Consider the following 25,507-nt stretch of genomic DNA (forward strand, 5'->3'; position numbering starts at 1 on the left):
TCACACCTTCCGGATGGCAGCTTTGCCGAAGACACCGGTGGGGCGTACGGCGAGGGCGAGGATCAGGAGGGTGAGGCCGGGGGCCTCGCGCCAGCCGCTGCCAAGGTAGAAGCTCGCCAGGCTCTCCAGCGCGCCGAGCGCCATGCCGATGACGACAACCCCGAAACCTGAGTCCAGGCCCGCCACCACGGCCACGGAGAAGGCCTTCAGGATCAGCGCGGAGGCCATGGTGGGGCCCACGGTGGTGATCGGTGACACGAGGATGCCCGCCAGGGCTGCGACGGCACCCGACAGTCCGTAGGAAAGCATCACCGTCCGTGTGGCGGAGATGCCCATGAGCTCGGCCGCATCCCGGTCGGCGGAGACGGCCTCGAAGGCCTTGCCCAGGAGGGTGCGGCGCTTGAATAGTTCGACGAGGCCCATGATGGCGAGCACGCCCACCGCGACCGACAGCTCAAGGCGGGTGACATCCACGCCGAAGATGTTAATGGGATCAGCGGAGATTGGCGTGGGGAAGGGGCGGTCATCGCGCCCCCAGATGTTCTCGGCGGCGGAGAAGAAAAAGAGGCCAATGATGATGCTGAGCAGGATCCAGCCTTCACTTTTCTGTTCGAGCGCGAGCCGCACTCCAGCGCGCTCCACGATCAGACCGAGCAGGGCGCCGAAGAGCAGGCCTCCTGGCACCATAAGCCAGTAGGGCGCCCCCAGGTTGGTGAGGGTGAGGCTGAAGAAGGCCGACACCATCACCAGCTCACCCTGGCCGAAGTTGATGCTCTTGCTGGTGGCGTAGGTGAGCTGGAAGCCATAGGCGATCAGGGCGTACACCAGGCCCATGAGGGCGCCGCTGACGGCCATCTGTCCGATGATCAAAGCGTTCATACCGGATCTTCCTGGGGAAGGGCGGAAAAACCGGGGGGCCGAAGCCCCCCGTTGCGGTGACGGCGTTGGGAAGGTTACTTGGTCTTGCCCTTGGTCTTGGCAGCCGGCTTGGCGGCGGGCTTGGCCGGGGTTCCGGCGGCCTCTTTGATCAGTCGAGCGCGGTCGGCGGCATTGCCGAAGACCACGCGGCCGTCCTGCACCATGCCCATCACAACCTGCTCGCGGCGGAAGGCCTCGTGGGTGGTCACGTCCGCGGGATTCCACTTGGAGTAGGGGTGGTTCCAGGTGGCGATGACGCCCTTCACGGGTGCCTTGAGGTCCTCGAGGGCGGCCTTGATCTTATGGGTGTCCGTGGAGCCGGCCTGCTTCACGGCGGCGGCGAAGATGAGCACGGCATCATAGCCCTGGGCGGCGGCCACGGCCGAAGGGATACGGTCCACGTGGTAGGTCTTGTGGTAGCCGTCGATGAAGGCCTTCGCCCTGGGGGTGATGGGCTCCTCGATGAAGGTCTGGGGCATGAGGGTGCCATTGCCGTTCTTGCCGGCGTTGTCGATGTAGTTGGACATGGACAGGGTCCAGCCGCCGATGAGGGGCGCCTTCATGCCGATCTTCGCCATGCCGTTGGAGACGGCGGCCAGCTCAGGGCCGATGGCCCAGATCAGGACGGCCTGGGCCCCGGCGGCCTTGGACCGCAGGAGCTGGGCGGTCATGTCCTTGTCGCCGATGTTGAACTTCTCCTGGGCCACGACCTGGAGCTTGTTCCCCTGCAGTTTGATCTGGTTCAGGATGTCGTCCCGGCCGGACACGCCGTAGTTGGTGGAATCGAAGATCACGGCCACCTTAGTGAACTTGCGGTTGATGGCCTCCTCGACCACCATGGCGGCCTGGATGCCGTCGTGGGCGGCGAAGCGGAAGATGGAGAGGTCCTTCACGCCGGCCTTGCTCCACTGGGTCATGGAGGCGGAGCCCGCGGCGGGGCAGATGATCTTGGTGATGCCCTTCTCCTGGAGGTGCCGGTCGCCGGCCATGCAGACACCGGTGTTCACGGTGCCGATCACGCCGGACAGGTCGTTCATGGCGGCGAGCTCCTGGGCGATGAGGGCACCCCGCTCGTTCTTGGCTTCGTCATCGCGCTCGATGACCTCAATCTTCATCTTCTTGCCGCCCACCTGAATGCCGCCCGCGGCGTTGATCTCCGCGATGGCCAGCTTGGCGCCGTCCCGCGTGGAGGTGCCCATGGGGGCGGACCCGCCCGTGAAGGGGCCCGTGATGGCGAGCTTGACCGTATCCCCGGCGTGGAGGCCAAGGGCCGCCGTTAAGAGAGCACCATAGAAGGTCTGCCTGAGCATCGTATCCCCCTAAAGAGATGGATCTGGTTGGAGTGGCTAGGTGGGCGCAAGCATATCGGTCTGACCAGCCTTTGGGAAGGCCAGCCGGTTCCTTCCTTGCCAGGCTTTCAAGCCAGCTGGGCCTTCACCCAGGCGAGCAAGGGTTCCCCACCAGCGACGCGCTGCTCGGCAACGAACAGGGGCATCTCCAGTGCGCTGGCATGTTCGCGACTCAGCTTCACCGCGTCCTTCTCCGTGCAGACCAGCCAAGTGGCTTCTTCCGCCTTGGCGCGGCCTTGGAGCCTGACCAACTCGGCTGGGGTAGGGCCCCGGTGGTCGGGATAGCTGTGGGAGCCCGTCCAGGCCTGGCCCGCCACCAGCAGGTCAGCGTAGAAAGCCTCCGGGTGGCCGAGGCCGCACCAGGCGAAAGCCGGTCCATGATCCGGAAGCGGGAGGGGAGAGCGAACTTCCGTACCCCAGCGGCGGAGGGCGCCCAGGACGAAATCCACCCAGAACACGGGGCCGCCGCTGCCATGGCGGGCCCACCAGGCTTCCACCGCCGCCCGGTCCTTCACGCGGCTGGCTCGGGTCACAATCAGAGCCTGGGCCCTCCTGGCGCTCTCCTGGGGTTCCCGCAGGTCCCCCTGCGGCAGCAGGCGGCCGTTGCCCCAAAGCCGCACGCCATCGAGCACCAGCAGGTCCAGATCCCGGTGCAGGGCGCGGTGCTGGAAGCCGTCATCGAGCAGCAGACACCGCAGGCCCGGCCGCTGCGCTAGGGCCCGGAGGGCAGCGGCGTGCCGCTTCCGGCCCACGACCACTCGCTCAGGCCCCAGGCGCTGGGCCATGAGTAGGGGCTCGTCCCCGGTCTGGCGGGGATTGGAATCCACGTCCACGCTCATCGGATCAATCTCGCGTCGTCCCCCGTAGCCCCGGGACAACACAGCGTTGCTCCAGCCGGCAGCCTCGAGGTTTTCCGCCAGGAACAGGGTGAGCGGGGTCTTGCCCGTACCACCCGCGCTCAGGTTCCCAATGGAGATCACCGGCACGGAGACCCGGGCGATCCGCTCAGGATGGGCGTCAAAGCTGCGGTTCCGGGCGCGCACCACCATCCCGTACAAGGGGGACAGGGGAGCGGCCAGATAGCGCAGAATGGACATGGGTTAGAGTGTCCAACAAAACCCCCACGGGGTCACGCGGACCAAGGTAGTGGAGGAGTTGATGAGCGAGGGAATCCTGCTGGAGCCGGTGGCGCGCGGCACGCTGCTGTCCGAAGCCGCGAGGGTGGCGCGCCTCCACTCTGCCCTTCCACAGATCCACGCGGCCCTGGAAGGCGAAACAGACGAAGTGGCCATCCAGGCAACCTTGGCCTGCCTGCTCTGGGAAACGCTGCCCCAAACCAACTGGTGCGGCTTCTACCGGCGCGTTGGTGAGGGCATGCTCGCGGTGGGTCCCTATCAAGGCGGCATGGGTTGCCTCCGCATTCCCTTCGAGCGGGGGGTTTGCGGCGCTTGCGCCCGCACGGAAACCACCCAGCTGGTACCCGATGTCCACGCCTTCCCCGGGCACATCGCCTGCGATGACACCACGCGATCTGAGCTCGTGATTCCCATCACGGTTAACGGCCGCCTCCGGGCTGTGTTGGATCTGGACTCGCCGCACCTGGGCGGGTTCTCCGCTGCCGAAGCCCGGGCTCTCGAGGCTCTGGTAGCCCATGCCTTCGCCGAGGCGGTTCACCCTTCGCCTGGCATCGGTTAACCTAGGGCACTCTCCGGGACCTGCATGGCTGAACCCAGCTTCATCGATCAAAGCAAGCTGCGCTTCCGCGAAGGCGAGATCATCTTCCGCAAAGGGGAGATGGCTCAGCAGATGTACATCATCCTCGCAGGCCGGGTGCGGCTCTACGTCTCAGAGGAGCCCAAGGGAGAATGGGCGGAGGAACTCTCCAAGGGAGATTTTTTCGGCGAGGGCAGCCTGCTGGAGGCCCTGCCGCGCCAGCACACGGCCTTGGCCCTGGAGGACTCAGACCTCATCGCCATCAATCGCGGCACCTTCATGCGGATGATCCGGCAGAATCCGGAAGTGTCCGTGAAGATGATGCAGCGCCTGGCGCAGCGACACCGTGAATTGGGCGAACGGGTGGAAGAGCTGGATGCCAGCCGGCCCGCCAAAGCCATGGGAACGCCGGTCGCGAATCTGGTGTCTGTGCTCAGCGGCAAGCCGCATCCCATCCTCGCCCACGGCTCCCTCATTGGCCGTTTCGATCCCACCACCGGGGTTCATCCGGACATCGACCTGACCGAGGAGGACCACAACCTGAGCGTGTCCCGGCGGCACGCCCGCATCCTGTGCGAGCATGGCCGGTATTTCCTGCTGGAGGAGCCCGGCGTTGCCAACGGCACCTTCGTGCGGGGCGAGCGCATCCAGCCCGGTGAGCCACGGGAACTGCAGCACGGAGACCGCGTGGGTTTCGGTATGGTGGTGCTGTTCTTCGAAAAGAGCTAACCTTCCGGCGGATGGAACCCGGGAGGTGGCTATGGAAACAGATCTGCACGTTGAATTGTGGCGCGATGAACACGGCGCCCTCCGTGAGCTGGTGCAGTTCGGCCTGGATGAGATCGGCGGGTCCTGCGTGATCCGCGAGCGCAACAGCCTGGATGCCCTGGATGGGGATGGGAATGAAGGCGATATGGTCGTCGCCCGGTTCGGTGATCCCGAAGACGCCCGGGACTTCCTCCGGGATGAAGGGTTCGAGCCCGTATAGCATCTGCGCGTTCCAGGACATCACTCGGCGTCGCCGGGCGAGGTTCTGGAGCGATGAACAGCATTCTGAGAAAGGAATCCAACGATGAATTCCCTGTTCAACCCGGCCGACCGGGAGACCTTGGCCCGGCGGTTCGCGGAACTGGAGTCGGGTGCCCAGCGCCAGTGGGGGAAGATGAATCCCGCCCAGATGATGAAGCACTGCTCCCTCGCCCTGGGCGATCCCCTGGGTGACCGCCAGGTGAAGCAGCTCTTCCTCGGCAAGCTGATCACGCCCTTCATCCGGGGCCAGGTCTTCGGGGAAAGGCCCTTCCGCCGCAACTCCCCCACCGATCCCATCTACGTGGTGGCCGACCCTCAGGACTTCGAGACCGAGCGCACCCGGCTCGCCACGCTCATCGACCGCGTCGTCCAGCGCGGCACCGCGAAGACTGAAGGCAGAATCCATCCCTTCTTCGGGCGGCTCAGCGGCGACCAGTGGGGACGCCTGATTTACAAGCACTTCGACCATCACCTGAGGCAGTTCGGGGTCTAAGATTTTTCTTATCTGTAAAAAGGCCCGGCAGTTGCCGGGCCTTTTTGCAGCAGGGAACGGCTGCTAGTTGGAACCGATGCCCATCGCCTTGGCGGCCTTGGTGAGCTCGGGGACCACTTCGAACAGATCGCCCACAATCCCGTAGTTCGCCAGCTTGAAGATGGGCGCCTCGGGATCCTTGTTGATGGCGACGATGAACTTCGAGCCGCTCATGCCGGCGATGTGCTGGATGGCGCCGCTGATGCCGCAGGCGATGTAGAGGGTGGGGCTCACGACCTTGCCGGTCTGGCCCACCTGCATGCTGTGGGGCAGGCCCCAGCCCGCGTCCACCGCGGCCCGGGAAGCACCCACCACGCCGCCGATGGCATCCGCCAGCTCCTCGAGGATCTTGAAGTTGGCGCCGTCCTTCATGCCGCGGCCGCCACTCACGATGACGTTGGCTTCGCTGAGGTCCACCTTGCCGCCGGCCTTGGCGAGGATCTCCTTCACCACGGACTTGAAGTCCCCGGCCGGGGCGGCCAGGGCCTCAACAGTACCGGCACCGGCCTTCTCGGCGGCGGGGAACACGTTGGGGCGGGTGGTGGCCGTCTGCACGGCGCTGGAGAAGGTGGTGGTGGCGAAGGCCTTGCCGGCATACACGGGGCGCACTGCCTGCAGCTTGCCGTCCACCATGGACAGGCCGGTGACGTCGGACGCGTAGCCGGCGCCCAGGCGTGCCGCGGCACGTGGGATCACGTCCTTGCCCACGGCGGTGGCGGCGGCCAGCAGCACCGAGGCGCCCTTGGCCTTCACAGCCTCGGCGAGAAGGGTCGCGAAGGCATCACTGGAGTAGGAGGCCAGGGTGGGGGCTTCGGCGGTGAGAATCACGTCCGCACCGAACTTGGCAGCCTCGGCGGCGCCGGCACAGGAAGCGCCCGCGAAGAGGGCGCCGACCTTCTTGCCGGAGGCGTCGGCCAGGCGGCGGCCCTCGCTGAGGGCTTCTGCGCTGGGTTTGCGGATCTGGCCATCCTTCAGTTCACAGAACACGAGAATCATGGATATCGTCCTTTCGAATCGGATCAGTCAGCGGAAGAGACCAGTTAGAAGACCTTGGCTTCGTCCTTGAGGGCCTGGAGCAGGGCCTGGGCCTGGCCTGCGGCGTCGCCGGGCAGGAGGCGGCCAGCGGGGCGCTCGGGGGGCAAGGTGAGGGCGCTCACGTGCGCGCCGGAGGTGACGGCTGCGGCATCCAGTTCTTCGATGGTCTTCTTCTTGGCGGCCATGATCCCCTTGAGGCTTGCGTACCGGGGCTCGTTGAGGCCCTTCTGCGCGGTGATGACCGCAGGCAGGGCGCCCTCGACGATCTCGGAGCCGCCTTCGACCTCGCGCTCGGCCTTGAAGGTGCCTTCACCGAGTTCCAGCTTCACCACAACGTTGGCCTGGGCGACGCCGAGCAGTTCGGCGAGCATGGGACCCATGGCGGCATTGTCGCCCCCCAATCCCTTGTTGCCGCAGAGGATCAGGTCGAAGCCCTTGTCCTTGGCGTAGGTGGCGATCATCTGGGCCACGGCGAAGGCGTCGCCCTGGCCGTCGCCCTTCAGCAGCACCGCGGTGTCGGCGCCCAAGGCCAGCGCGTTCTTCAGCACTTCCTTGGCGGTGTCGCCGCCCACCGAGAGGGCGACCACTTCGGCGCCTTTGCCTTCCTTGATGCGGATGGCCTCCTCCAGCGCGTATTCGTCATAGGGACTGGTGATCCATTTGACGTCCGCGGGATCGAGTGATTTCCCGTCGGCGGCGACTTTGATTCTGGTCTCAGTATCGGGGACCTGTTTGAGGGCGACGAGGATCTTCATGGGCGCTCCCTGATGCGTCATGGACAGGCCGGTGGGAACCGGCCGAAAAATGGATTCTAGCGCGGCGTGACCTTCCACCTTACCGGCCTTTGACGATCTTTGTGCCAGGAATCACGGATCTGCCCTCAGGTAGGTTGGTGCTGTCTCCGGGTAGGATTGGCAGCGTTCCGGTATGGTGGTCGGATCATGCATGACGCCACGCCGACCTTCGATGGAGCTCTCGTCCTCACGGGAGGGGGAACGGGCGGGCATTTTTTCCCGGCCATGGCCCTGGCGGAAGGGGCTCGCCGGCGGTGGCCCGGACGCGCCATTGCCTTCGTGGGAGCCCGTCGCGGCATCGAGGCCCGGGAACTTCCGGGCAGTGCTTGGCCTCACCTGCTGCTGGATGTGGAGGGGTTCCTGGGGCGGTCGCCGCTGCGGGCGGCGAAGTCGGCCTGGAAGCTCTGGCGCGCCACGGCCCACCTAAAGGCCATGTGGCGTCAGGGGAGGCCTTGGGCGGTGATCGGCACCGGTGGCTACGCAGCCGCGCCGGCCTTGCTGGCGGCGAAGGGGCTTGGCATCCCGTTCTTCCTGCATGAAAGCAACGCCGCTCCGGGGGCGCTGGTGAGGCTCGTCGCCCCAAAGGCCCGGCGCGTCTGGTGTGGCCTGGAGGCGGTGCGCCCGCTGCTGCCCGGGGCCGATTGCCGTGTGGTGGGCACGCCGGTGCGGGACGCCTTCCTCCGGAATTTCCGATCGGCAGAAGCACTGGAACCGCCCTACCGGCTATTGATCTTGGGGGGTAGCGGCGGCGCCCGGACCCTCAACGAAGCGCTCTTGTTGACTGCGCCAGCGTTGCTGGAGGCGGGACCGGAATGGGAAATCCTGCACCAGGCCGGACCCGCCGAGTTCGAGCGGCTCAAGCCCCGCCTCCGCCATCCCCGGCATGCGCTGGTCCCCTTCATCACCCACATGGACGAAGCCATGGAATCCGCCAGCCTCGTCCTGAGCCGTTCCGGAGCCAGCACCTGCGCTGAGCTGAAGGCCGTGGGCCGAGGCGCCGTCCTGGTCCCCCTGCCCACCAGCGCCAGTGGCCACCAGCGCATGAATGCCCTCGCCCTGGCTTCGGAAGGGCGGGCGGCCGTCGTGGAGCAGGGGTCCGAGTTCCCGGACCGTCTTCAGCGTGCCCTGCGGCGTCTCATGGCGGATGGAGAGGCGCGGCGATCTCTGTCGATCCCGCGGGAACCCAACCGGGCCGTGGACCTCTGCCTGGATGACCTGGCGGATCAAAGCGCCTGACGGAGGTCTTCGGCCTTGTCAGATTTTATCGGGCGCTCACTTCGGAGTGCGCGGTTCCGCCAGCCAGGCGACCACCACGGAGATGAAGTAGAGACCCAGCAGCACGACGCTGAAGAAGATGGTGGTCACCACCACATCCCCAGGCGTGAAGAAGGCGCTGAAGATCAGGATGGCCATGGTGGCGTGGCGCCAGTACTTCAGCATGAGCCGGGCCGTCACGATGCGGAATTTCGCCAGGAAGAAGAACAAAACCGGCAGCTCGAACATCACCCCGGTGATGAGCGTGGTGGAGATGAACAGATCCAGGTAGTCCGAGGCGTGCAGATTGGCCCGCAGCCCCGCGGAGGCGGCTTCCTGGAAGAGGATATCGCCCAGGAACCGGAAGGCCTGCTTGTAGGCGAAGGCGGCGCCAGCGAGGAAACACCCCGAGGTCACGAAGACGAACGGGACGACCAGGCGGCGCTCCTTGGGCAGCAGGCCGGGCCGGATGAAGGCCCAGAGCTGGTAGAAGAGGAAGGGCGCGCAGAACACCGCCGCGCACCAAAGCGAGAGCCGCATCATGCTGAAGAAGGGCTCGGTGAGGTCCGTGAAGGCGAAGGGATCGAGGGCGGCGATGGGTTTGCCGGTCTGGCGGGACATGGCCTCAAGGAAGGGCTTCTGGGCCCAGGTCCACAGCTTGAAGCGGAAGGCGTAGGTGATCGCGAAGCCTACGGCCACGATGGCGAGCGAGCGGACAATGCGCACCCGCAGCTCCTGCAGGTGCTCCCAGAAGCTCATCTTGTCGGGTGGCGTGGCCGGAAGCGCCATGGTCCTCGAGGGGGAGAAAGAGGCCGGCCCCCGTCAGGAGGCCGGCCGATGGAGGGCTTGAGGGCCTACTTCTTGTCCTTGTCGGCGGGGGGCGCGCTGACATCTTCCTTCACGGAATCCGTCAACTCGCGGCTGGCCTTCTTGAACTCCTGGATGCCTTTGCCCAGGCTCTTGCCCAGTTCCGGCAGGCGCGAGGGGCCAAAGAAGATCAACAGCGCGATGCCGATCAGCAGGATTTCCATCATTCCGAGATTGCCCATGTTCGTGCTCCTTGGCGGGATGCGAATGCCCTTCAGGGTTTGAGATCCGCCAGCGCCAGGCCGGCCGGAAGGTCGAGTTCCATTCTAAGCAGGGCCTGCCCGTGAGTCTTGCCCTGGGCATCAGTTTTCACACTTTCGCTGCCGCCCCCGCCCAGCGAGTCGTGCAGGATGAAGTTGATGGCCTTGAGGTTAGGAACTTCAAAACGTTCAACACTGCCTTTGCATATGGTTGAAAAGTGATGTTTGACACGTTCCGACGTAAGCTCTTGTTGCAACAAGCGATAGCCGGCCTCGGTGTAGGCGATGACGCCCACGTTGGAACCGTCCCCCTTGTCACCACTGCGGGCGTGGGCGATGTCTTCAAGGCGGATGCGGGTGTGGGTCATTTGGCCTCCACGGTGCGGCGTCCCAGGGAATGGTAGGTCCAGCCCTTGGCTTCCATGGCCTCCGGCCGGAACAGGTTGCGGCCGTCGAACAGGCAGCGGGCCTTAAGGGCCTTGGCGATGGTCTCGAGATCGGCCGCTTTGTAATCGGGCCATTCTGTGGCGATGAGCAGGGCGTCTGCGCCTTCGCAGGCCTCCAACGGTGTGGCAGCGTAGCGCACCTTGTCACCGATCTTGGCTCTCACGGCGTCCATGGCGGCGAAGTCGTGGACCACGACCTCCGCGCCCAGATTCACCAGGCCATCGATGAGTTCCAGGGCCATGCTTTCCCGGATGTCATCCGTATTGGCCTTGAAGGCCAGGCCCCAGAGGGCGAAGCGCCGACCCTTCAGAGGGGCGGGTACACCGGCTTTCACGTGGAAGTGGGCCTTCACCTTCCGAAGCAAAACTTGCTTCTGGTGGCGGTTGGCTTCCACGGTGGTGGCCAGGGTCATCATTGGTTGCCCGTATTCCCGGCCTACCTTCAACAGAGCCTGCAGATCCTTGGGAAAGCAGGAGCCGCCGAAGCCGGGGCCGGGATTCAGGAAGGCGGGGCCGATGCGGTGATCGGCGCCAATGGCCGTTTTCACATGGTCCACGTCCGCGCCCACTGCCTCAGCCAGATTGGCAATCTCGTTGATGAAGCTGATGCGCAGCGCCAGCATGGCGTTGGCAGCGTACTTAGTCAGTTCGGCGCTTGGGGGATCCATGCGGAACCACTTGCCTCCGCTGCGGTCCAGGAAGGGCTGGTAGAGGCCCTTCATCACGGCCTCGGCGTGGTCCGTCCGGCAGCCCACCACGACGCGGTCAGGCTCCAGGAAGTCACTGATGGCCGAGCCCTCGCGCAGGAACTCGGGGTTGCTCACCACTTCGAAGGCGCGGTCGGTGTGTGCTGCGATCTCCGCGTGGACCCGCGCCGCGGTGCCCACGGGCACCGTGCTCTTGTCGACCACGATCAGGGGTTTGGCGTCCTTCCCCCGCAGGGCCATGGCTTGGCCGATCTGACTGGCCACCGCCAGCACGTACTTCATGTCCGCGCTGCCGTCCTCGCTCTGGGGCGTGCCCACGCAGATGAAAGCCGCGTCAGCCTCGGCGATGCCTGCCTGCAGGTCCGTGGTGAAGCGCAAGGCTCCGGAGGTCAGGTGCTTCGTGAGAAGGTCGTCCAGGCCCGGCTCGAAGATGGGGGATTCACCCTTCGCGAGGGTGGCCACCTTGGCGGCGTCCACATCGATTCCAAGGACCTGATGCCCGGCCTCGGCGAAGCAGGTGGCTGCCACCAGCCCCACGTATCCCGACCCGATGACCAGCACCTGCATGACGTCCTCGCGCAAAGCACCCAGTGTAGCCACATCCCCGCTTGGTATCATTTCCAGGAACGGAGGCAGCATGGCAATCCTGGCGGCACCCACGGGCAACGAAGTCAACTTGCTGGAGGTGATGCTCCATGCGGGCCCCGTCGCCAAGTCGGTGCTGACGATCCTCTTCACCTTCTCGCTGCTGAGTTGGGTCGTGATCATCCGGAAGGCGCTGCTCTACCACCGGAGTCGCGAGGTATCCGAACGCTTTCGCGGTGCCTTCAAGCGGGCCACGGACTGGCGTGACCTGAAGCAGCAATTGGAGCGGTTTGCCATGAGCCCGCTGGTAGGCCTCTTCGTGGCCGGCTACGGCGAGGTCACGTACCAACTGCGTCAGGTGGGTCCAGACGGCCGGCCTCAGCTCCGCAGCATGGAGGCCGTGGAGCGCAGCCTCCAGCGGGCCAGCGTGGTGGAGATGGGGCGGCTCGAGCGGTCCCTGGGCGGCCTGGCCACGGTGGCGGCGGTGAGCCCGTTCATCGGCCTCTTCGGCACCGTGTGGGGCATCATCGATGCTTTCCGCGGGATTGGCGCCACGGGGAACGCGAACCTGGCCACGGTGGCCCCCGGCATCTCCGAAGCCCTCGTGGCCACAGCCATCGGCTTGGTCGCGGCCATCCCCGCGCTCATGGCCTACAACTTCTTCCAGGGCCAACTGAAGCAGTTCCAGACGGAATTGGACGACTTCTCCCTCGAGTTCATCAGCCTTTCCGAGCGGAACTTCACCTGAGCAGCCTCCGCCTTCCCCTCTCCCTGGACTGGGAGGACTGGTTCCAGCTCTGCTGCCCGCCTTTTGATCGGCCCGAGGCCCTGGATCGGTTCGAATGCCGATTGCCGCTGGCGACTGAGCGGTCGCTGGCCCTCTGTTCGGAGCTTGAGGCCAAGGCCACCTGGTTCTGCCTGGGGGATCAGGCCCGGCGCCATCCCGCCCTGCTGCGGCGCATTGCGGCGGAAGGCCACGCCATCGGCCTGCACGGTCTCACACACCGGCGCGTCTTCGAGATGGACCGGTCCGAGTGGCGCAGCGCGATGCGGGATGGGAAGGCCTTGCTGGAGGACCTCACGGGTTGTCCCGTGGTGGGCTACCGGGCCCCGGAGTGGAGCCTGCGCGGCCCCGCCGGGGAGTGGTGGCAGGATCTCCCGGAACTTGGCTTCCGGTATGACTCCAGCCGCGTACCCCTGGCCGTCATTGGAAATCCTGCGGCACCCCGGCGCCCATACCGGCTGGCCGAAGGTCTGTGGGAACTGCCGCCGCCCGTGCTCTGGTCGGGGCCGGTCCGCATGCCACTCTGGGGTTGGGGCCCGAGGGTGCTGCCCTTCGGACTCGTCCGGCGTGCTCTGGAAGTTTTGGCCCTGGACGATGCGGGCACGCCCCTGGTGCTGCACCCCTGGGAACTGGACGCGGAGCAGCCCCGGCTCGCGGGGATCTCACTGGGCCACCGTTACACCCACAGCATCGCGCTGCGTGGCTACGAAGGACGACTGCGTGAGCTTCTGGGCGGGATCCGCCTCACCACCCTGGAAGCCTGGGTGGAGTCTCAATGAAGGGCGCGCCGATCATCCTGCTCGCACCTTCGGAGGACAAGGCTGCCGGAGGCGTGCGGGGTCGCTTGGCAGAGACGCCTGCTCAGCGCTGGGTGCGGGAGCGTCTGGTGGCCTTGGCGAAGACCGGCTCGCCAGAGGCGCTGAAGAAGGCCTTTGAGGTGAAGGATCTGGCCCTGGCCAAGGCCCGGACCGAAGCCCTGGCACTGGCCCGGCCCGTGCCGTTGCTACCCGCGCTGTCGCGCTATTCCGGCGTGGCTTTTCAGGCGCTGGGCGCTGCCTCGCTGCCCCCCGAAGCCTGGATCCGAGTCTTCATCCTGTCCAACCTGCGAGGCCTGGTTCGCGGCGATGAGTTGTTGCCGCCTTACAAACTCAAGCTGGGTGCCATCCCGGGATTGAAGACCCACTGGCGGAAGGCGCTGTCCGCGCAGCTGGAGGCCCTCCCCGAGGGGCCCGTGTGGGAACTTCTGCCCGGCGACTCTGCCAATCTGCTCAAGGGCTGGAGCCGGCCCCGGCACACTGTCGAGATCCTGGATGCCCGGGGCAAGACGATCAGCCATTTCTCGAAGAAGTACCGGGGACTGGTGGCGCGGTGGCTTCTGCTCCATGGGCAGGGCGATCCTCGGAAGGTGCTGAAGGGACACATACCAGGCTGCCGTTGGGCAGGAGTGGACGAGAACGACCGGGGCGGATTGATCCTCCGGCTGCTGGTGGAACCATGAGCGACGATTGCAACCGCACCCCCTTCTGGCAGCGCCAGCCCCAGCTCCCCCTGGAGATCCAGCGCTTCTTCCAGGCCCGCATGGAAGCGGCCCTGGGCGATCCGGAGGCCCGCCAAGTCCTGGTCTGGCCCACGATCCTCGGGGCGCCGGCCCTGCGGAAAGCCCATGTGGAGGGCATTCCCGAGGCCGAGTTGCTGGCTCACGCGGCCCGGATGCTGAGCGCCCTGGGTCACCACGACCCCGCCGCCGCCTGGCAGGCCCACCTGGCCGCCTGGCCGGACACGGCGGAAGCCGGACCCGCCGGCTGGCGCCCGACGGTCGCCTGGGGCGCCTGGGGTCCCTTGGTGAGCCTGCGCTGCGGTTGGCAGCTGGCGGCCCTCACGCCGCTGCCCTTGGGTGCCCGATACCCGCTGGCCTGTGGTGTGTCCCTCTTCAACCACGGCCTCTACCATGAGTGCCACGACGCCCTGGAACCGCTGTGGGAGGCCGCAGAGGGCGACCTGAAGGGGCAGCTCCAGGGGCTCATCCTGCTGACGGGGGGGTACCATCACCTCCAGCAGAACAATCTGCGAGGCCTGATGGCTCTGTGGGAAGAGGGCCTGGGCCGGCTGGAAGCCTGTGGCGGCCGCGTCGCCACCCCCTGGGGTGAGGTGCGGGCCGAGGTCGCGCTGGACCTGACGGCCCGTCGGCTGGACCATGGGAAGCGCATGACGGACGACTCGGATCTATCGGCCCTGTGGGCCCTGGACCGCCCCACCTGGGAGCTGGCATGAAGGATGTGGCCGATCTGCTGGTGTTGGGCGCGGGCATTGCGGGCTGTTCGGCGGCCCTGCGCGCGGCGGATCAGGGCATCTCCGTGGTCTTGGTGGCCAAAGATGAGCTGGGCGGCAGCAACACGGCGTGGGCCCAGGGCGGCATCATTGGCCAGCCGCCACCGGAGGAAGGCGATTCTCCGGGTCTGTTGGCCGCGGACATCGAGGCCGCGGGTGCGGGCCTGTGCCGGCCCGAGGCCGTTCAGCAACTGGCGGAGGAAGGGCCGCAACTCTGCCGGAGCTTCCTCTGGGAGCGGCTGGGGGTGCCCTTCGACCTGGGGGCGAACGGGACACCTGATCCCACCGCCGAGGCCGCCCACAGCGCCAGGCGCATCTACCACGCCAAGGACGCCACGGGGCTGGCCATCCAGACGGCCCTCAGCGAAGCCGTGCGCAAGCACCCTAAGATCCGCTTGCGGGAGCGCCTCTGCCTGGTGGACCTCATCACCAGTCCCCACCATTGTGTCAGCCCCGCGCGGGTCTACGAGCCCATCAGGGTCCACGGTGCCTACCTCTTCGACCCCGCCACGGGCGAGGTGGAGGGGCTCCTGGCCCGCCGGACGTTGTTGGCCACCGGCGGCCTGGGCTACCTCTACCTGCACACCACGAATCCCGCCGGGGCCACCGGAGACGGCTTGGCCGCGGCCTACCGGGCCAGCGCCCGCATCGTGAACTGTGAATATCTCCAGTTTCATCCCACCACCCTCTACGTCCCGGGCAAACCCCGGACCCTGTTGACCGAGGCCCTGCGGGGCGAAGGCGCGCAGTTGGTGAATCGCAAAGGCGAGCGCTTCATGGTGAAGTACGCGCCGGAGCAGATGGAGCTGGCCCCGCGCGACGTGGTGAGCCGGGCCATTTTCCAGGAGATGGCCGCCAGCGGGGAATCCTGCGCCTACCTGGACCTGGCCCCCGTGGCCGCGAAGCTGAACCTCGACGAGCATTTCCCCACGATCATGGCGGCCTGCCACGCCGAGGGCATCGATCCGCACCGCCAGCCCATCCCGGTGGTGCCCGCCGCCCACTACTTCTGCGGGGGGGTGCTGGTGGACCTGGAGGGCCGCACCAGCCTGCCGGGGCTCTTCGCCGCCGGGGAGGTGTCCTGCACGGGGCTCCATGGCGCCAATCGTCTGGCTTCCACGAGTCTCCTGGAAGGCCTGGTCTGGGGCTTCCACGGGGCCGATGCCGTGGTGCGGGAACTGCGGGAAGCGGTAGATCCGGATCCCGGCGAGCTGGCCTCCTGGCGCATGCCGGAAGACAAGGAGGAAACGGATCCCCTGCTCATCGACCAGGACTGGCGCCTGATCCGCAGCACCCTCTGGAATTACGCAGGCATTGTCCGCAGCAGCGCGCGCCTGGAGCGGGCCAAGTCCGACCTGCACTACCTGGCCCACCGCATCGAGCGGTTCTACCATGAGGCCCCACTGAGCCGGGAACTGCTGGAACTGCGCAGCGGCATCCTCTGTGCCCGCCTGATCCTCAACGCCGCCCTCCAGAACCCCGAAAGCCGCGGCTGCCATTACCGGGTGGATTGATCGCATCCTGCGGGACAATGGAGACATGGTTCTGTCCGTCTTCGACCTCCTCCGCATCGGCATCGGCCCCAGCTCCTCGCACACCGTGGGGCCCATGCGGGCTGCCCGAAGCTTTGTTCTCGGATTGGAGACCGCGGGCCTGCTGGAGGCCACCGCCGCGGTGAAGGCCGAGCTGTTCGGGAGCCTGGGCGCCACGGGAAGGGGCCACGGCAGCGACAAGGCGGTGCTCTTCGGCCTGCTGGGAGAGACCCCGGAGGGCGTGGACGTGGAGGCCGTGAAGGACCTGGTGGCGCGGGTTCGCGATTCGGGGCGGCTCGCCCTCCTCGGGAAGCACGAGGTCCCCTTCCGCGAGGCGGAGCACCTGCATCTGCTCCACAAGAGCCTGCCCTTCCATCCGAACGGGTTGCGCTTCACGGCCCTGGACGCGGCCGGCGGGGTGCTCCGCACCAAGGTCTACTACTCCGTGGGTGGCGGCTTCGTTGTGGAGGAGGGCCTCCCGGTCCAGGCCGCTACTGGCCCGGAGCCGCCGTTCCCCTTCCACACGGCCAAGGACCTGCTGGACCACTGCCGGAGGCAGAACCTGACCGTCAGCCAGGTGATGCTGGCGAACGAGCGGACCTGGCGCTCTGAGAACGCGATCCAGTCGGGTCTCCAGGAGCTGTGGTCGGTGATGCAGGCCTGCGTGCGGCGCGGCTGCCGGACGGAAGGGGTTCTGCCCGGCGGCCTGAAGGTGCCGCGCCGGGCCCCGGCGTTGTTCCGCCGCCTGACCGAGTCCCCGGAGGCGGGCCTCAAGGATCCCCTCACGGCCCTGGACTTCGTGAGCCTCTACGCCCTGGCGGTGAACGAGGAAAACGCGGCCGGGGGCCGCGTGGTGACGGCTCCGACCAACGGCGCCGCAGGCATCATCCCCGCCGTCCTACACTACTACCGGCGCTTCGTGCCCGGGGCCACGGACGAGGGGGTGGCGCGGTTCCTCCTGACGGCCGGGGCCATCGGTGCCCTCTACAAGGAGAACGCCTCCATCAGCGGCGCCGAGGTGGGCTGCCAGGGCGAGGTGGGCGTGGCCTGCTCCATGGCGGCCGGGGCCCTGGCCGAAGTGATGGGCGGCACGCCGGACCAGGTGGAGAACGCCGCGGAGATCGGCATGGAGCACAACCTGGGCCTCACCTGCGATCCCATCGGCGGCCTGGTGCAGGTACCCTGCATCGAGCGCAACGCCATGGCCAGCGTGAAGGCCATCAACGCCGCCCGCATGGCGCTGCACGGAGACGGCCACCACTTCGTGAGCCTGGACAAGGTCATCAAGACCATGCGCGACACCGGCGCCGATATGAAGAGCAAGTACAAGGAGACGGCCCGGGGCGGCCTTGCGGTGAATGTGCTGGATATCCCCCTAGACTTCACGGTGAACCTGCCGGAGTGCTGATGCGAACGTCCACCGCCCTGGTTCATCTCCCCGTCGAAAAGAGGCGCTAGATAGGCCAGACTCCCGCGCCTTCGCGCAGGAGGACGGGCTCCTCGCCGCTGAGATCCAGGATGGTGCTGGGAACGCCCAGGGGCTGGCCGCAGTCCACCACCATGTCCAAGGCGTGGCCCAGCTCTTCCTCGATCTCCCAGGCCGTGTTCAGGATGGGCTGGTCCGGCAGCGCGACGCTGGTGGTGATGATGGGCTCGCCGAGCAAGGTCACCAGCGCATGGCAGAAGGGCTGGTCCGGGATGCGGAGGCCCACCACCTGCTTGTTCTGCAGGTAGCGCGGCACCTCACGGCTGGCGGGGAGAAGCACGGTGTAGGGCCCCGGCAGCAGCTGCTTGAGGATGCGGAAGGTGGGCGTGTCCAGGTGGCGCGTGTAGCGGCAGAGCATCTCCATGTCCGAGCACATGATCGACATGGGCTTCTTCGGGTCGCGGCCCTTGAGCTGGTGAATGCGGTCCACGGCCTTCTTGTGGGACACCAGGCAGCCCAGCCCGAAGAGCGTGTCTGTGGGATAGGCAATGACGCCGTCCTGGCACAGCAGCTCCATGAGGCGCTCGAGGTGGCGCACCTGGGGCGTCTCTGGGTGCAGGGTGAGGATCATGGCGCGTCCAGCTCACGCCAGCGCGCGCGGCCCGCGGAAGGGTGGTCCTGGGGGCGCTGGAAGAAACGTTCTGCGAGCGTTGCGTCAAGGGCTGCGCCCACCCCGCTTCGCCGCGCCTGGAGGGCCAAAAGCGCCACCACGGTGAGGCTGTCAGTGATCTCTCCAGCCAGCACGCGGCAGAGGCAATCCTGGAAGGGCTCGTGATGGACCAGCAGCTCTTCATCGTCCTCGGCCTGGTGCCCATCGCACGGGGTGAGGTCCGTGGCCAGGAAGAGGAAGGCCTCCTCCTCCGTGGAGGAGTTGCTGGTGTGGAAGAAGGCCAGGGGTTCCCACACCCGGGCCGCGAGGCCGGCCTCCTCCGCCAGCTCCCGGCGCATGGCTTCGAACGGGCTTTCAGAGATGTCGCCGCCGCCTTCGGGGAGCTCCCAGGAATAGGCCTCCAGGGGATAGCGCCACTGGCCCACGAGCACGACGCGATCCTGATCATCCAGGGCCAGCACACCGCAGGCGGTACGGTGGAACCCGCAGACGGCATAGCGGCCTTCGGCGCCCTTGCGGTGTCGGAAGCGGTCCTCCCGGATCCGGATCCAGGGCGAATCGTAGATGAAACGCCGGCCCGTGACCGTGTAGGGGTCCGGATGTTCGGGCCGGGGCAGGGGTTTCAGATCCATCTTCTGAACATAGCAAAACGCCCGCGGGTGTGTGACTTCTCTCGGGGAAGAGAAAAAAGAAGCCCGGCTTTGCCGGGCTTCTTCGTGGAGGTCCGGCGGTATGCGCGTAGCGCGCCATTAGATCCTCGCCACGCATGCGTTGCGAGGGGAACCCCGGAGACTATTTAGCGACGCAGGCCCAAGCGCTCGATCAGCTTGGCGTAGCGATCCTTGCTCTTCCTCTTAAGGTAGTCGAGCAGGCGGCGACGCTGGCCGACCATGATCATGAGGCCCCGGCGGCTGTGGTAGTCCTTGGTGTGGGTCTTGAAGTGCTCGGTCAGGTCGTTGATGCGCTTGGTCAGGATCGCGACCTGCACCTCGGGCGAACCCGTGTCCGACTCGTGCTGCTTGTAGTCGTCGATGATGATCTTCTTCTGTTCCACATTCAGGGCCATGCTGGCTCCTTTTCGGGGGATCGCCCGTCACCCGTTCCTCAGTCCCGTACCGAGGATGGGTCGAACTTGGAGGAGGCCAAGTGCCTTTATCAAGGTTGCTTCGCGCCAGGTCATTCGTCGTGGTGACGGCCTCTGGCCGTCACCCTTGGCTTCGCTGGCGCTCAGCCTGCGGACCGCAACGCTCCCTTCGGTCGCGTTCGGCCCTATTCTCCACGCGCCTTTCGGCGCATGTCGAATGGTGGTGCGGATAGAGGGACTCGAACCCCCACGTCTTGTGAACACTAGTACCTGAAACTAGCGCGTCTACCAATTCCGCCATATCCGCTTGAAAGAACAGCCCAGTCCCCGAAGGTTCTGGATGTGCCGAACTCCAAGCCTAGCGTGGACCACGCTTCGAGGCAACAGCGTTTCTCGGAGCGGACCTTAGAGGGTGTCTGCAAATTCGCACGGGCCGCGCTGGGAGCGCCGGGCGAGCACGGCTAGGACAGGGCCCGCAGGCATGGTAATTCCACGTCAAGGGCCCTGGACGACGCCAGGCGACGCCCGCCGCCCCAGCCCGGAGGGACGGTGGCCAGCCGCGCGCCCAGCTGCGTCACCGCGCTTGGACGATGTCCCGCATCGCCCTGCGCGCGCTTCCTTCCTGGATCATGCGGCTGGCCGCCGTCGCGGCTCGCGGGAATTTGCAGACACCCTCTTGGCTCACCACTCCCGGTAGGGGATCCCATTCATGCCGGTCCCGGTGGCGAGGCTATAGACATCGTAGACGTGGCCACCCCCCCAGCTGGTGCTGTTGGCGTCGTCGTTGGAGTTCCGAAGGCCCCATTCAGCCTTGCCCGTGAAGGGATCCACGGGGATGCGACGGAGGAACCGCACCTTCTTGCTGAGAGACCCGGCGGCGGGAACGCCCTCCACCAGCACCTCCAGGCTTTCGGGATAGCCGTTCGCCTCCGCAGGCGGGGCTTTGATCTTCTGCTGGTCCGCCTGTTTTTTATACTCGTCGATGGCCAGCCGCATCTCCCGCAAGTCCCGGCGCAATTCCAGTTCCTTCTCGCGTTTGAGGCCATTGCGAGCCAGGGGCACCGTCACGGAGGCGAGGATCATCAGCACAGTGGCCGTGACCACCAGCTCCAGCAGGGTAAAGCCGCCCTGGCGACTCACTGCACCGTCACGAGGGCATTGGACCAGCGCCCGGAGATGGGGGTGGTGCCGGCAAGGAACTGTCCGCTCTGGATGAGCACGGGCGCGTTGCCGGTCGTGAGGCCCACCAGGTCGAGGGTGGCCAGGAGACCGCTGTCCACCTCAGGGCTATTGCGTTTGAAGGTGAGTTTCAACGTGCCGTCCTTCCCTGGGAACTGTTCCAGGTTGCCGCCTTCCGTAGTGATGAAGTCGCCGGGTGCCACGGCTCCGAGTTTGAGATTGGCCGGCAGTCGAAGTTCCACCGTGCCAGAGCTGAGTCCCTTGCCGCCGCTGACGGTGAGGCCGATCTGGACCCGCTCGCCGATCTTGATCTCCGAGGCCACCGGAGTCATGAAGATCACCAGATCGGAGGCTGCAGGGGCGGCCTGGTCGACCGGGGGTGCCTCAGGCTTTTTTTCCTGGATCGCGGTGGAAGGCGCGGGTGCGGCTGGCGCGGGCGCGACAGGAGGGGTCGCAGAATCTGGCTGGGCCGGGGCAGGTTGGGATGGCGCTGCGGTTGCCGTTCCTGCCGGGGCGGGCTTGGCAGGCTTCGGTGCGAACATCCCCGAATGGGACGCTGCATCGTCGGGGTTGAAAGCGGCGAGATCCTGCTCCGTGAGCACCGGCTTCCGCACCAGGACCGCACGGATGGTGAGGATCACGTCCGTCTTGGCCTTGCTGTTGCGGGTGTTCCCGGTCAGCCGGCCGATGAGGGGGATGTCGGCGAGGCCCCAGATGCCCTGAAGGCTCTTCTGCTCCTCATCCTTTAGCAGGCCACCGAAGATGGCCGTCTCACCATCGCGCAGGCGGGCGGAGGTGATGATCTCCCGTTTTCCGAGGTCGGGGCGCCCAGGGGTGGAGCCGGATTTCAGCGTGGTGACGAGGCTATTGATCTTGAGGGTGATCTCGCCGTTGTGGTGGACGCGGGGCTCCACCTTGATTTTCACGCCCACATCCTCATAGGAGAAGGAGGTCTGGCCCACGCCGCCCAGCAGTGAGGACGTGGAGGCGGCGCCGGCCGTGCCCGTGGTGGGCAGGGACAGTTGGCTTTGGGTGGTGGAGATCTTTTCGCCAATGTTCACCTCGCCGGTTTCGCCGGAGAGCACGCGAACGTTGGGACTGGCTACCAGGCGGGCATCCCCGTTGCCTTTGAGGAAGTCGAGGGCCAGGTTGGGGAACAGCACACGGATATCGGCGGTGTGGATCTTGGTGAAGCCCGAGTTGGTGTTCATGCCCGAGGTGTTGTTCACCGTGGTGGCGCCCATGCGGAAGGTGCCGGAAGTGTCGGAGGCGTTGATCACCGGCAGCAGGCCCACCTGCTCCAGGCTGTTTTCGGTAACTTCCATGAGCTCCATGTAGACCATCACCTCGGCCTTGGCCTTGTCGAGGCTGCGGATCACCTGGTCGACGACGGCCAGCTCCAGCGGTTTGGCCTTTACGATGATGGCGTTGATGCGCTTGTCGGTGAACACCCGCAGCTGGGGGTTGAGCGTGGTGAGGGTGGAGCGCAGTTCCGTGGGGTCGGCATTGGACAGGTAGTAGGTCTTGAGGAGCTGGTTCTCGTACAGGTCGCGGTTCTGCGGCGTGGCCTTGAAGACCATGATGGTGTTCTTGTCGATCACCTTGTAGAACAGGTCATTCTGCAGCATCAAGGTGTCCAGGACCCGCTGGAAGGGCAGGCCCCGCAGGTCGATGGAAATGGTCTGATCCTGGAAGGAGGAATGGGTGATGATGTTCACGCCGGAGGCATGACTGAGGGTGGCGAAGATCTCGCGTAGACTGGTGCGCCGGCTGAAGTTCAGGTCCATGCCCTCGAGGGACCGCGGGTTCAACTGCACGACATTCACTGAATCGGCCTTGGCTTTCATCGCCTCGAGGTCGTCCAGGGCGTCCGCTTCGGCCTTGTCCTGGGCGACCTTCTGCTCCAATCGGATCAGCCAGTCCTGGGCGATCTGATTGTCGGGATCCAGCACCAGGGCCTTCCGCACCTCGGTTAACACGGTATCGCTCATGCCGTGCTGTTCCGCCTGCCGGGCGAGGGCGAGGTGGCCTTCCGCAGCGCGCTGGGAGGCCCGGCGGATGCCGATGCGCGCCTTGGTGTTCGAGGGGTCCCGCCGCAAGACCTCGCGGTAGGAGGCCACAGCGTCATCGTAGCGGCCTTCGTCATAGGCCTGGTTGGCCTTGTGGAGGCTGCAGCCGAGGGCGAAGAGCAGGACCGCGGCGACGGCAAGGATCTTCCGGAAGGGGGCGAAGGAGGAGAGCGGCATCGGTGGCATCCTTCGGATCAGAATTGATTGACGGGAGCGCCGCCGGAGGCTTCGCGGGCCTCCAGGACCATCCGCAGGTCTGGGTACTTGGTGTTCTGGAATTCGGCGCGGGTATCGAGGATCGAAACGAGTTTCCAACGGTCCCCGACAAGGGTCCCCTGGACCAGGGTCACGGGCTCTTCGCCTTTCATGAAGGCGCCCACCAAGCCCGAGGGGTTGCCCTTGAAGAAGCCGAGATAGCGGAGGTTCTGGGGCCTTCCCGCGAATTCGGCTGCCTTCTCTTGGGCCAACCGCTGGCGCTCCAGTTCTTCGGGTGTAGGCGGCGGCGGAGGCGGGGGTGGCTTCACTGGCTTGGGTGGCGGCGGTGGGGCCTCGAAGAGGAAGAGATCGCGCTGCACCTTGGCACTGGGCGGCAGTTCTCCGGCGCGGTCCAGGGCGGCCAGGTCCGGCAGCTTGCGCAGGCCCAGCAATTGGCGTGGATCCAGGCCGGCGCCATTCCCGGTCGAAGCGGCGCGCTTGGTCCGCGGGGCGTCCGGCGCCAGAATCGTGTAGAGACCGTAGATCAAGACCAGGGCGAAGGCGATCAGGGCCACCTGGGTCCGGCGGTTGCTCCGGAGTTCCTGCAGCATGGAACGGAAGTCGAAGGCGCCGGCGGGTGTGCTCATGCCTCCTCCTCGCGTTCTGGGCCACCGGCCTTGCGGAAGGCCCGGAGCACGATGTCGAGCCGCGCGCCTTCAGGGCTTTCCTCCAGGCGGCCGTCCCTCACCGCGAAGGGCAGCCCCGAGCCCTCGAGCTCGAGCATGAAGGCCTTTTGGCTGGCGTAGACGCCGACGGCGATGAATTCCACATCCACGGCCTCCAGGTCTGAACCGCGCGTGCCTTCCCGGCTGGGGAGGCCGTACTTCACCGTCTGGAGGCGCAGCCCATGTTTCTTGGCCAGCTCATGCAGCGTTTTGCTGAGATCCCACTGGAGCTCCCCGGCCGAGCCCTTGGGCAGGCGGGCCTCCAGGTTCTCGAGCGTTTCCCGGCCCCGGCGGATTCGGTCGGCCAGTTGTTGGAGATCCTGAAGATGCTGGATTTGTTGATTGCGATTGAGTTCGGCCTCCCGCTTGGCCTTCAGTTTCTGGCTCAGCTGCTGGGAGGCGTCCGGAAGGAGGAAGATCGCCACACCGAGGCCCAGGATCAGTCCCAGGGCGCCCAGCACCAAGCGGAGGCGACTTGCACGAAGAGGGCTGCTCATCGGGGGGGTCTCCTCGAATAGCGCGAGCCTCTGGGTGGGCGCACTTCCTCTTCACCGGTGGGCACAGGGGCGGGGCGGGCCTGAACCCCTTCCTTGCCGCCGGGGGCCAGAGGAGCGGCCGGGGCGGCGGGTGGCGGGGCCAGGCGCGCGGCCCCTGGGCCAGGGGCCGGAGCAGCAGGCGCGGGTCGGGGGGCGGCTGGAACGGGTCGAGCCACGGGGGACGCTGCTGGCGCGGGTGCGGTCTTCACGGCCCGCAGCTTGAAAGGCGGTGGAACGGCGGCCGCGGGCAGGCTCAGCTCAAAATCCCAGCCACCGCCCTGGCGCTCGGATTCTCGCTCCAGGATCACTTCGGCAAAGACCGGGGCCGTATGAAGGGCGTCTACGAAGGCAGCTTCCGCCTCCCGGCTCTGGGCTTCGCCCTTTACCTTCATCACGACCTGCTGGCCGTTGCCACGCGTTCGCTGGAGCCCCTTCAGCCGCATGCCAGGAGTCATGCATTGCTCGAGTTCCGCGGTGACCCGGGACCAGGGCAGGCTCCGCTCCTGGAGGATGCGTTCAGCCAGCTTCCACCGGGCTTGTTCCCGGGTTGCGTCCATGCCCTGGAGCGAAGCCTGGATCTGCGCTTCTGTGTGGGCAGCTCGCCGGGTCTCCTCTGTAAGACTCACGGCATCGCGTCCGGCTCGGCCGGCCTGGTGGTAGGCCCGCCAGGTGAGACCCAGCGAGCCGAGGAGAAACACCACACCGAGGCCGAGGGCCCCCCAGCCGAGCATTCTGTGGTGCTGTCGCCACAGGCTGGGCCTGGGCGCCAAGTTGAGATGCAGGGCAGGAACGGCCATCAGGGCGTCTCCACCAGGGCGAAACGATCATCCAGTATGCGCACCGGCAGGCCGACATCGGGCCAGGCCGGAGCGCCCCAAACCGCCAGGCTTTGCGGCGTCCGGGATTCCCGCTGGAGGAAGGCGGCACTGGGGGTGATGCGCTCCTCGTTCCAGTCCTGGGGATTCATGGGTTCGGACCACTGGCGGAGGAGGCAGAGGCTTCGACCCCAGGCCACCAGGGTGCCGGCGTAGCGGCCCTGGCCGACGGGGCTCAGGGAGAGGAGCATGCCCGGAAGCTCGAGAGAGGGTGCCAGCAGGTTGTAAAGGTGCAGCCAGCGGGGAGTGAGGGCATGGAGGTTCCGGTCGAGCCTGAGGCCAAGCTGGAGCAGGGTCTCCCGAAGCTCTTCGCGAATGCCAGAAGCCAGCCAGGTTCCGGGTTCGATTTCCAGCGCCTGGACGAAATGAGGTTCCTCCAGGGCAAGAACCTGGGTGAAGCGCCAGCGGAAGAAGGCCTCCTGAGCCTCTGCGCCCTTGGGCAATTCCGTCAGGTCCCTCATGAGGATGGAAGGGGTCCAGAGGTCATCCAGCACCCAGCGCGTGGGTCCCAGGGGCAGGGAGGCCAGGGCCTGAGCCAACTGATCCTCAGTGGGAGGGGCCGCCAGGGTGCGTCGGTGGGTGCCCGCATGGATGCGGTGGGCTTCCAGCCACACCAGGGAGGTTTCCGGGGCCTGGAGGAATGGCAGCCTCATGGCCTCCTCCTCCAGATCCTGA

At 66.4% G+C, this 25,507-nt stretch carries 29 protein-coding genes and 1 tRNA gene; 11 read left to right on the forward strand and 19 right to left on the reverse strand.

Annotation, left to right across the window (positions count from 1 at the left end):
- The 3 genes from NOV74_RS00315 to lpxK form a co-directional block, all read right to left on the reverse strand.
- Entirely contained in the window at positions 1-879 is an 879-nt protein-coding gene (locus tag NOV74_RS00315) for a branched-chain amino acid ABC transporter permease (protein WP_257308272.1), read from the reverse strand.
- A gap of 74 nt (positions 880-953) precedes the next feature.
- The gene (locus NOV74_RS00320) at positions 954-2,228 is read right to left on the reverse strand and encodes an ABC transporter substrate-binding protein (protein WP_257308274.1); all 1,275 of its coding nucleotides are present in this window, start codon (positions 2,226-2,228) and stop codon (positions 954-956) included.
- A gap of 107 nt (positions 2,229-2,335) precedes the next feature.
- Positions 2,336-3,364, reverse strand: a complete 1,029-nt coding sequence (gene lpxK / locus NOV74_RS00325) for a tetraacyldisaccharide 4'-kinase (RefSeq protein ID WP_257308276.1) — start codon at positions 3,362-3,364, stop codon at positions 2,336-2,338.
- A 61-nt stretch (positions 3,365-3,425) separates the two neighbouring features.
- Between lpxK and msrC the strand changes: the two genes are divergently transcribed.
- From msrC to NOV74_RS00345, 4 genes are all read left to right on the forward strand, one after another.
- Entirely contained in the window at positions 3,426-3,962 is a 537-nt protein-coding gene (gene msrC / locus NOV74_RS00330; RefSeq protein ID WP_257308277.1) for a free L-methionine (R)-S-oxide reductase MsrC, read from the forward strand.
- Between the two features lie 24 nt (positions 3,963-3,986).
- The gene (locus NOV74_RS00335) at positions 3,987-4,709 is read left to right on the forward strand and encodes a cyclic nucleotide-binding domain-containing protein (RefSeq protein ID WP_257308279.1); all 723 of its coding nucleotides are present in this window, start codon (positions 3,987-3,989) and stop codon (positions 4,707-4,709) included.
- Positions 4,710-4,740: 31 nt separating this feature from the next.
- Positions 4,741-4,968 carry a hypothetical protein gene (locus NOV74_RS00340; RefSeq protein ID WP_257308281.1) on the forward strand — a complete coding sequence of 76 codons (228 nt, stop codon included), beginning with the start codon at positions 4,741-4,743 and terminating at the stop codon, positions 4,966-4,968.
- A gap of 84 nt (positions 4,969-5,052) precedes the next feature.
- Positions 5,053-5,502, forward strand: coding sequence for a DUF1569 domain-containing protein (locus NOV74_RS00345; protein WP_257308283.1), 450 nt, complete (start codon positions 5,053-5,055; stop codon positions 5,500-5,502).
- Positions 5,503-5,565: 63 nt separating this feature from the next.
- Here NOV74_RS00345 and NOV74_RS00350 read toward each other — a convergent pair whose 3' ends face one another.
- Together NOV74_RS00350 and NOV74_RS00355 are read right to left on the reverse strand one after the other, a co-directional pair.
- The gene (locus NOV74_RS00350; RefSeq protein WP_371748411.1) at positions 5,566-6,543 is read right to left on the reverse strand and encodes an electron transfer flavoprotein subunit alpha/FixB family protein; all 978 of its coding nucleotides are present in this window, start codon (positions 6,541-6,543) and stop codon (positions 5,566-5,568) included.
- Positions 6,544-6,581: 38 nt separating this feature from the next.
- On the reverse strand, positions 6,582-7,331 hold the full coding sequence (locus tag NOV74_RS00355; RefSeq protein ID WP_257308287.1) for an electron transfer flavoprotein subunit beta/FixA family protein: 750 nt from the start codon (positions 7,329-7,331) through the stop codon (positions 6,582-6,584).
- Positions 7,332-7,517: 186 nt separating this feature from the next.
- Between NOV74_RS00355 and NOV74_RS00360 the strand changes: the two genes are divergently transcribed.
- Positions 7,518-8,606 (forward strand): UDP-N-acetylglucosamine--N-acetylmuramyl-(pentapeptide) pyrophosphoryl-undecaprenol N-acetylglucosamine transferase, encoded by a 1,089-nt coding sequence (locus NOV74_RS00360; RefSeq protein WP_257308289.1) that lies wholly within the window; start codon positions 7,518-7,520, stop codon positions 8,604-8,606.
- 36 nt (positions 8,607-8,642) lie between these two features.
- On the opposite strand, the gene tatC is transcribed toward NOV74_RS00360, so the two are convergent.
- The 4 genes from tatC to NOV74_RS00380 all read right to left on the reverse strand — a co-directional run bounded on the left by tatC (position 8,643) and on the right by NOV74_RS00380 (position 11,483).
- Positions 8,643-9,413: a twin-arginine translocase subunit TatC gene (gene tatC, locus NOV74_RS00365; protein WP_257308292.1), complete on the reverse strand. Its 771-nt coding sequence runs from the start codon at positions 9,411-9,413 to the stop codon at positions 8,643-8,645.
- A 65-nt stretch (positions 9,414-9,478) separates the two neighbouring features.
- Entirely contained in the window at positions 9,479-9,673 is a 195-nt protein-coding gene (tatA, locus tag NOV74_RS00370) for a twin-arginine translocase TatA/TatE family subunit (RefSeq protein WP_257303202.1), read from the reverse strand.
- Between the two features lie 32 nt (positions 9,674-9,705).
- Positions 9,706-10,059 carry an AtuA-related protein gene (locus NOV74_RS00375; RefSeq protein ID WP_257308294.1) on the reverse strand — a complete coding sequence of 118 codons (354 nt, stop codon included), beginning with the start codon at positions 10,057-10,059 and terminating at the stop codon, positions 9,706-9,708.
- Entirely contained in the window at positions 10,056-11,483 is a 1,428-nt protein-coding gene (locus NOV74_RS00380; protein ID WP_257308296.1) for a UDP-glucose dehydrogenase family protein, read from the reverse strand. The genes NOV74_RS00375 and NOV74_RS00380 overlap by 4 nt, the downstream gene beginning before the upstream one ends.
- Here NOV74_RS00380 and NOV74_RS00385 point away from each other — a divergent pair.
- The 6 genes from NOV74_RS00385 (at position 11,482) to NOV74_RS00410 (ending at position 17,481) form a co-directional block, all read left to right on the forward strand.
- Positions 11,482-12,177: a MotA/TolQ/ExbB proton channel family protein gene (locus NOV74_RS00385; protein WP_257308297.1), complete on the forward strand. Its 696-nt coding sequence runs from the start codon at positions 11,482-11,484 to the stop codon at positions 12,175-12,177. The genes NOV74_RS00380 and NOV74_RS00385 overlap by 2 nt on opposite strands.
- 101 nt (positions 12,178-12,278) lie before the next feature.
- Entirely contained in the window at positions 12,279-12,992 is a 714-nt protein-coding gene (locus tag NOV74_RS00390; protein ID WP_257308299.1) for a DUF3473 domain-containing protein, read from the forward strand.
- On the forward strand, positions 12,989-13,711 hold the full coding sequence (yaaA, locus tag NOV74_RS00395) for a peroxide stress protein YaaA (protein WP_257308301.1): 723 nt from the start codon (positions 12,989-12,991) through the stop codon (positions 13,709-13,711). Before NOV74_RS00390 ends, yaaA begins: the two co-directional genes overlap by 4 nt.
- Positions 13,708-14,484, forward strand: a complete 777-nt coding sequence (locus NOV74_RS00400; protein ID WP_257308303.1) for a DUF309 domain-containing protein — start codon at positions 13,708-13,710, stop codon at positions 14,482-14,484. The genes yaaA and NOV74_RS00400 overlap by 4 nt, the downstream gene beginning before the upstream one ends.
- Positions 14,481-16,055 carry an L-aspartate oxidase gene (gene nadB, locus NOV74_RS00405; protein ID WP_257308305.1) on the forward strand — a complete coding sequence of 525 codons (1,575 nt, stop codon included), beginning with the start codon at positions 14,481-14,483 and terminating at the stop codon, positions 16,053-16,055. Before NOV74_RS00400 ends, nadB begins: the two co-directional genes overlap by 4 nt.
- 25 nt (positions 16,056-16,080) lie before the next feature.
- Complete coding sequence (locus NOV74_RS00410) at positions 16,081-17,481, forward strand: L-serine ammonia-lyase (protein ID WP_257308308.1); 1,401 nt, start codon at positions 16,081-16,083, stop codon at positions 17,479-17,481.
- A 46-nt stretch (positions 17,482-17,527) separates the two neighbouring features.
- Here the strand turns inward: NOV74_RS00410 and NOV74_RS00415 are convergent, their stop codons facing one another.
- From NOV74_RS00415 to NOV74_RS00460, 10 genes are all read right to left on the reverse strand, one after another.
- Positions 17,528-18,130 (reverse strand): L-threonylcarbamoyladenylate synthase, encoded by a 603-nt coding sequence (locus NOV74_RS00415; protein ID WP_257308309.1) that lies wholly within the window; start codon positions 18,128-18,130, stop codon positions 17,528-17,530.
- A complete protein-coding gene (locus tag NOV74_RS00420; RefSeq protein WP_257308311.1) occupies positions 18,127-18,801 on the reverse strand; it encodes an NUDIX domain-containing protein in 675 nt (224 codons plus the stop codon). The genes NOV74_RS00415 and NOV74_RS00420 overlap by 4 nt, the downstream gene beginning before the upstream one ends.
- Before the next feature lie 164 nt (positions 18,802-18,965).
- A complete protein-coding gene (gene rpsO, locus NOV74_RS00425; RefSeq protein ID WP_257308313.1) occupies positions 18,966-19,235 on the reverse strand; it encodes a 30S ribosomal protein S15 in 270 nt (89 codons plus the stop codon).
- A gap of 239 nt (positions 19,236-19,474) precedes the next feature.
- A tRNA-Leu gene (locus NOV74_RS00430) sits at positions 19,475-19,560 on the reverse strand.
- 374 nt (positions 19,561-19,934) lie between these two features.
- The gene (locus NOV74_RS00435; protein WP_257308315.1) at positions 19,935-20,393 is read right to left on the reverse strand and encodes a type II secretion system protein; all 459 of its coding nucleotides are present in this window, start codon (positions 20,391-20,393) and stop codon (positions 19,935-19,937) included.
- Positions 20,390-22,678, reverse strand: coding sequence for a secretin GspD/PilQ domain-containing protein (locus NOV74_RS00440; protein WP_257308317.1), 2,289 nt, complete (start codon positions 22,676-22,678; stop codon positions 20,390-20,392). Before NOV74_RS00440 ends, NOV74_RS00435 begins: the two co-directional genes overlap by 4 nt.
- 17 nt (positions 22,679-22,695) lie before the next feature.
- Positions 22,696-23,343 (reverse strand): hypothetical protein, encoded by a 648-nt coding sequence (locus NOV74_RS00445; RefSeq protein ID WP_257308319.1) that lies wholly within the window; start codon positions 23,341-23,343, stop codon positions 22,696-22,698.
- The gene (locus NOV74_RS00450; protein ID WP_257308320.1) at positions 23,340-23,918 is read right to left on the reverse strand and encodes a hypothetical protein; all 579 of its coding nucleotides are present in this window, start codon (positions 23,916-23,918) and stop codon (positions 23,340-23,342) included. Before NOV74_RS00450 ends, NOV74_RS00445 begins: the two co-directional genes overlap by 4 nt.
- The gene (locus NOV74_RS00455) at positions 23,915-24,754 is read right to left on the reverse strand and encodes a PilN domain-containing protein (RefSeq protein ID WP_257308321.1); all 840 of its coding nucleotides are present in this window, start codon (positions 24,752-24,754) and stop codon (positions 23,915-23,917) included. Before NOV74_RS00455 ends, NOV74_RS00450 begins: the two co-directional genes overlap by 4 nt.
- Entirely contained in the window at positions 24,754-25,485 is a 732-nt protein-coding gene (locus NOV74_RS00460) for a hypothetical protein (RefSeq protein WP_257308323.1), read from the reverse strand. The genes NOV74_RS00455 and NOV74_RS00460 overlap by 1 nt, the downstream gene beginning before the upstream one ends.
- Positions 25,486-25,507 lie beyond the last annotated feature (22 nt).

Origin of the sequence: Geothrix fuzhouensis, from assembly GCF_024609325.1 — a bacterium.
GTDB classification, from domain to species: domain Bacteria; phylum Acidobacteriota; class Holophagae; order Holophagales; family Holophagaceae; genus Geothrix; species Geothrix fuzhouensis.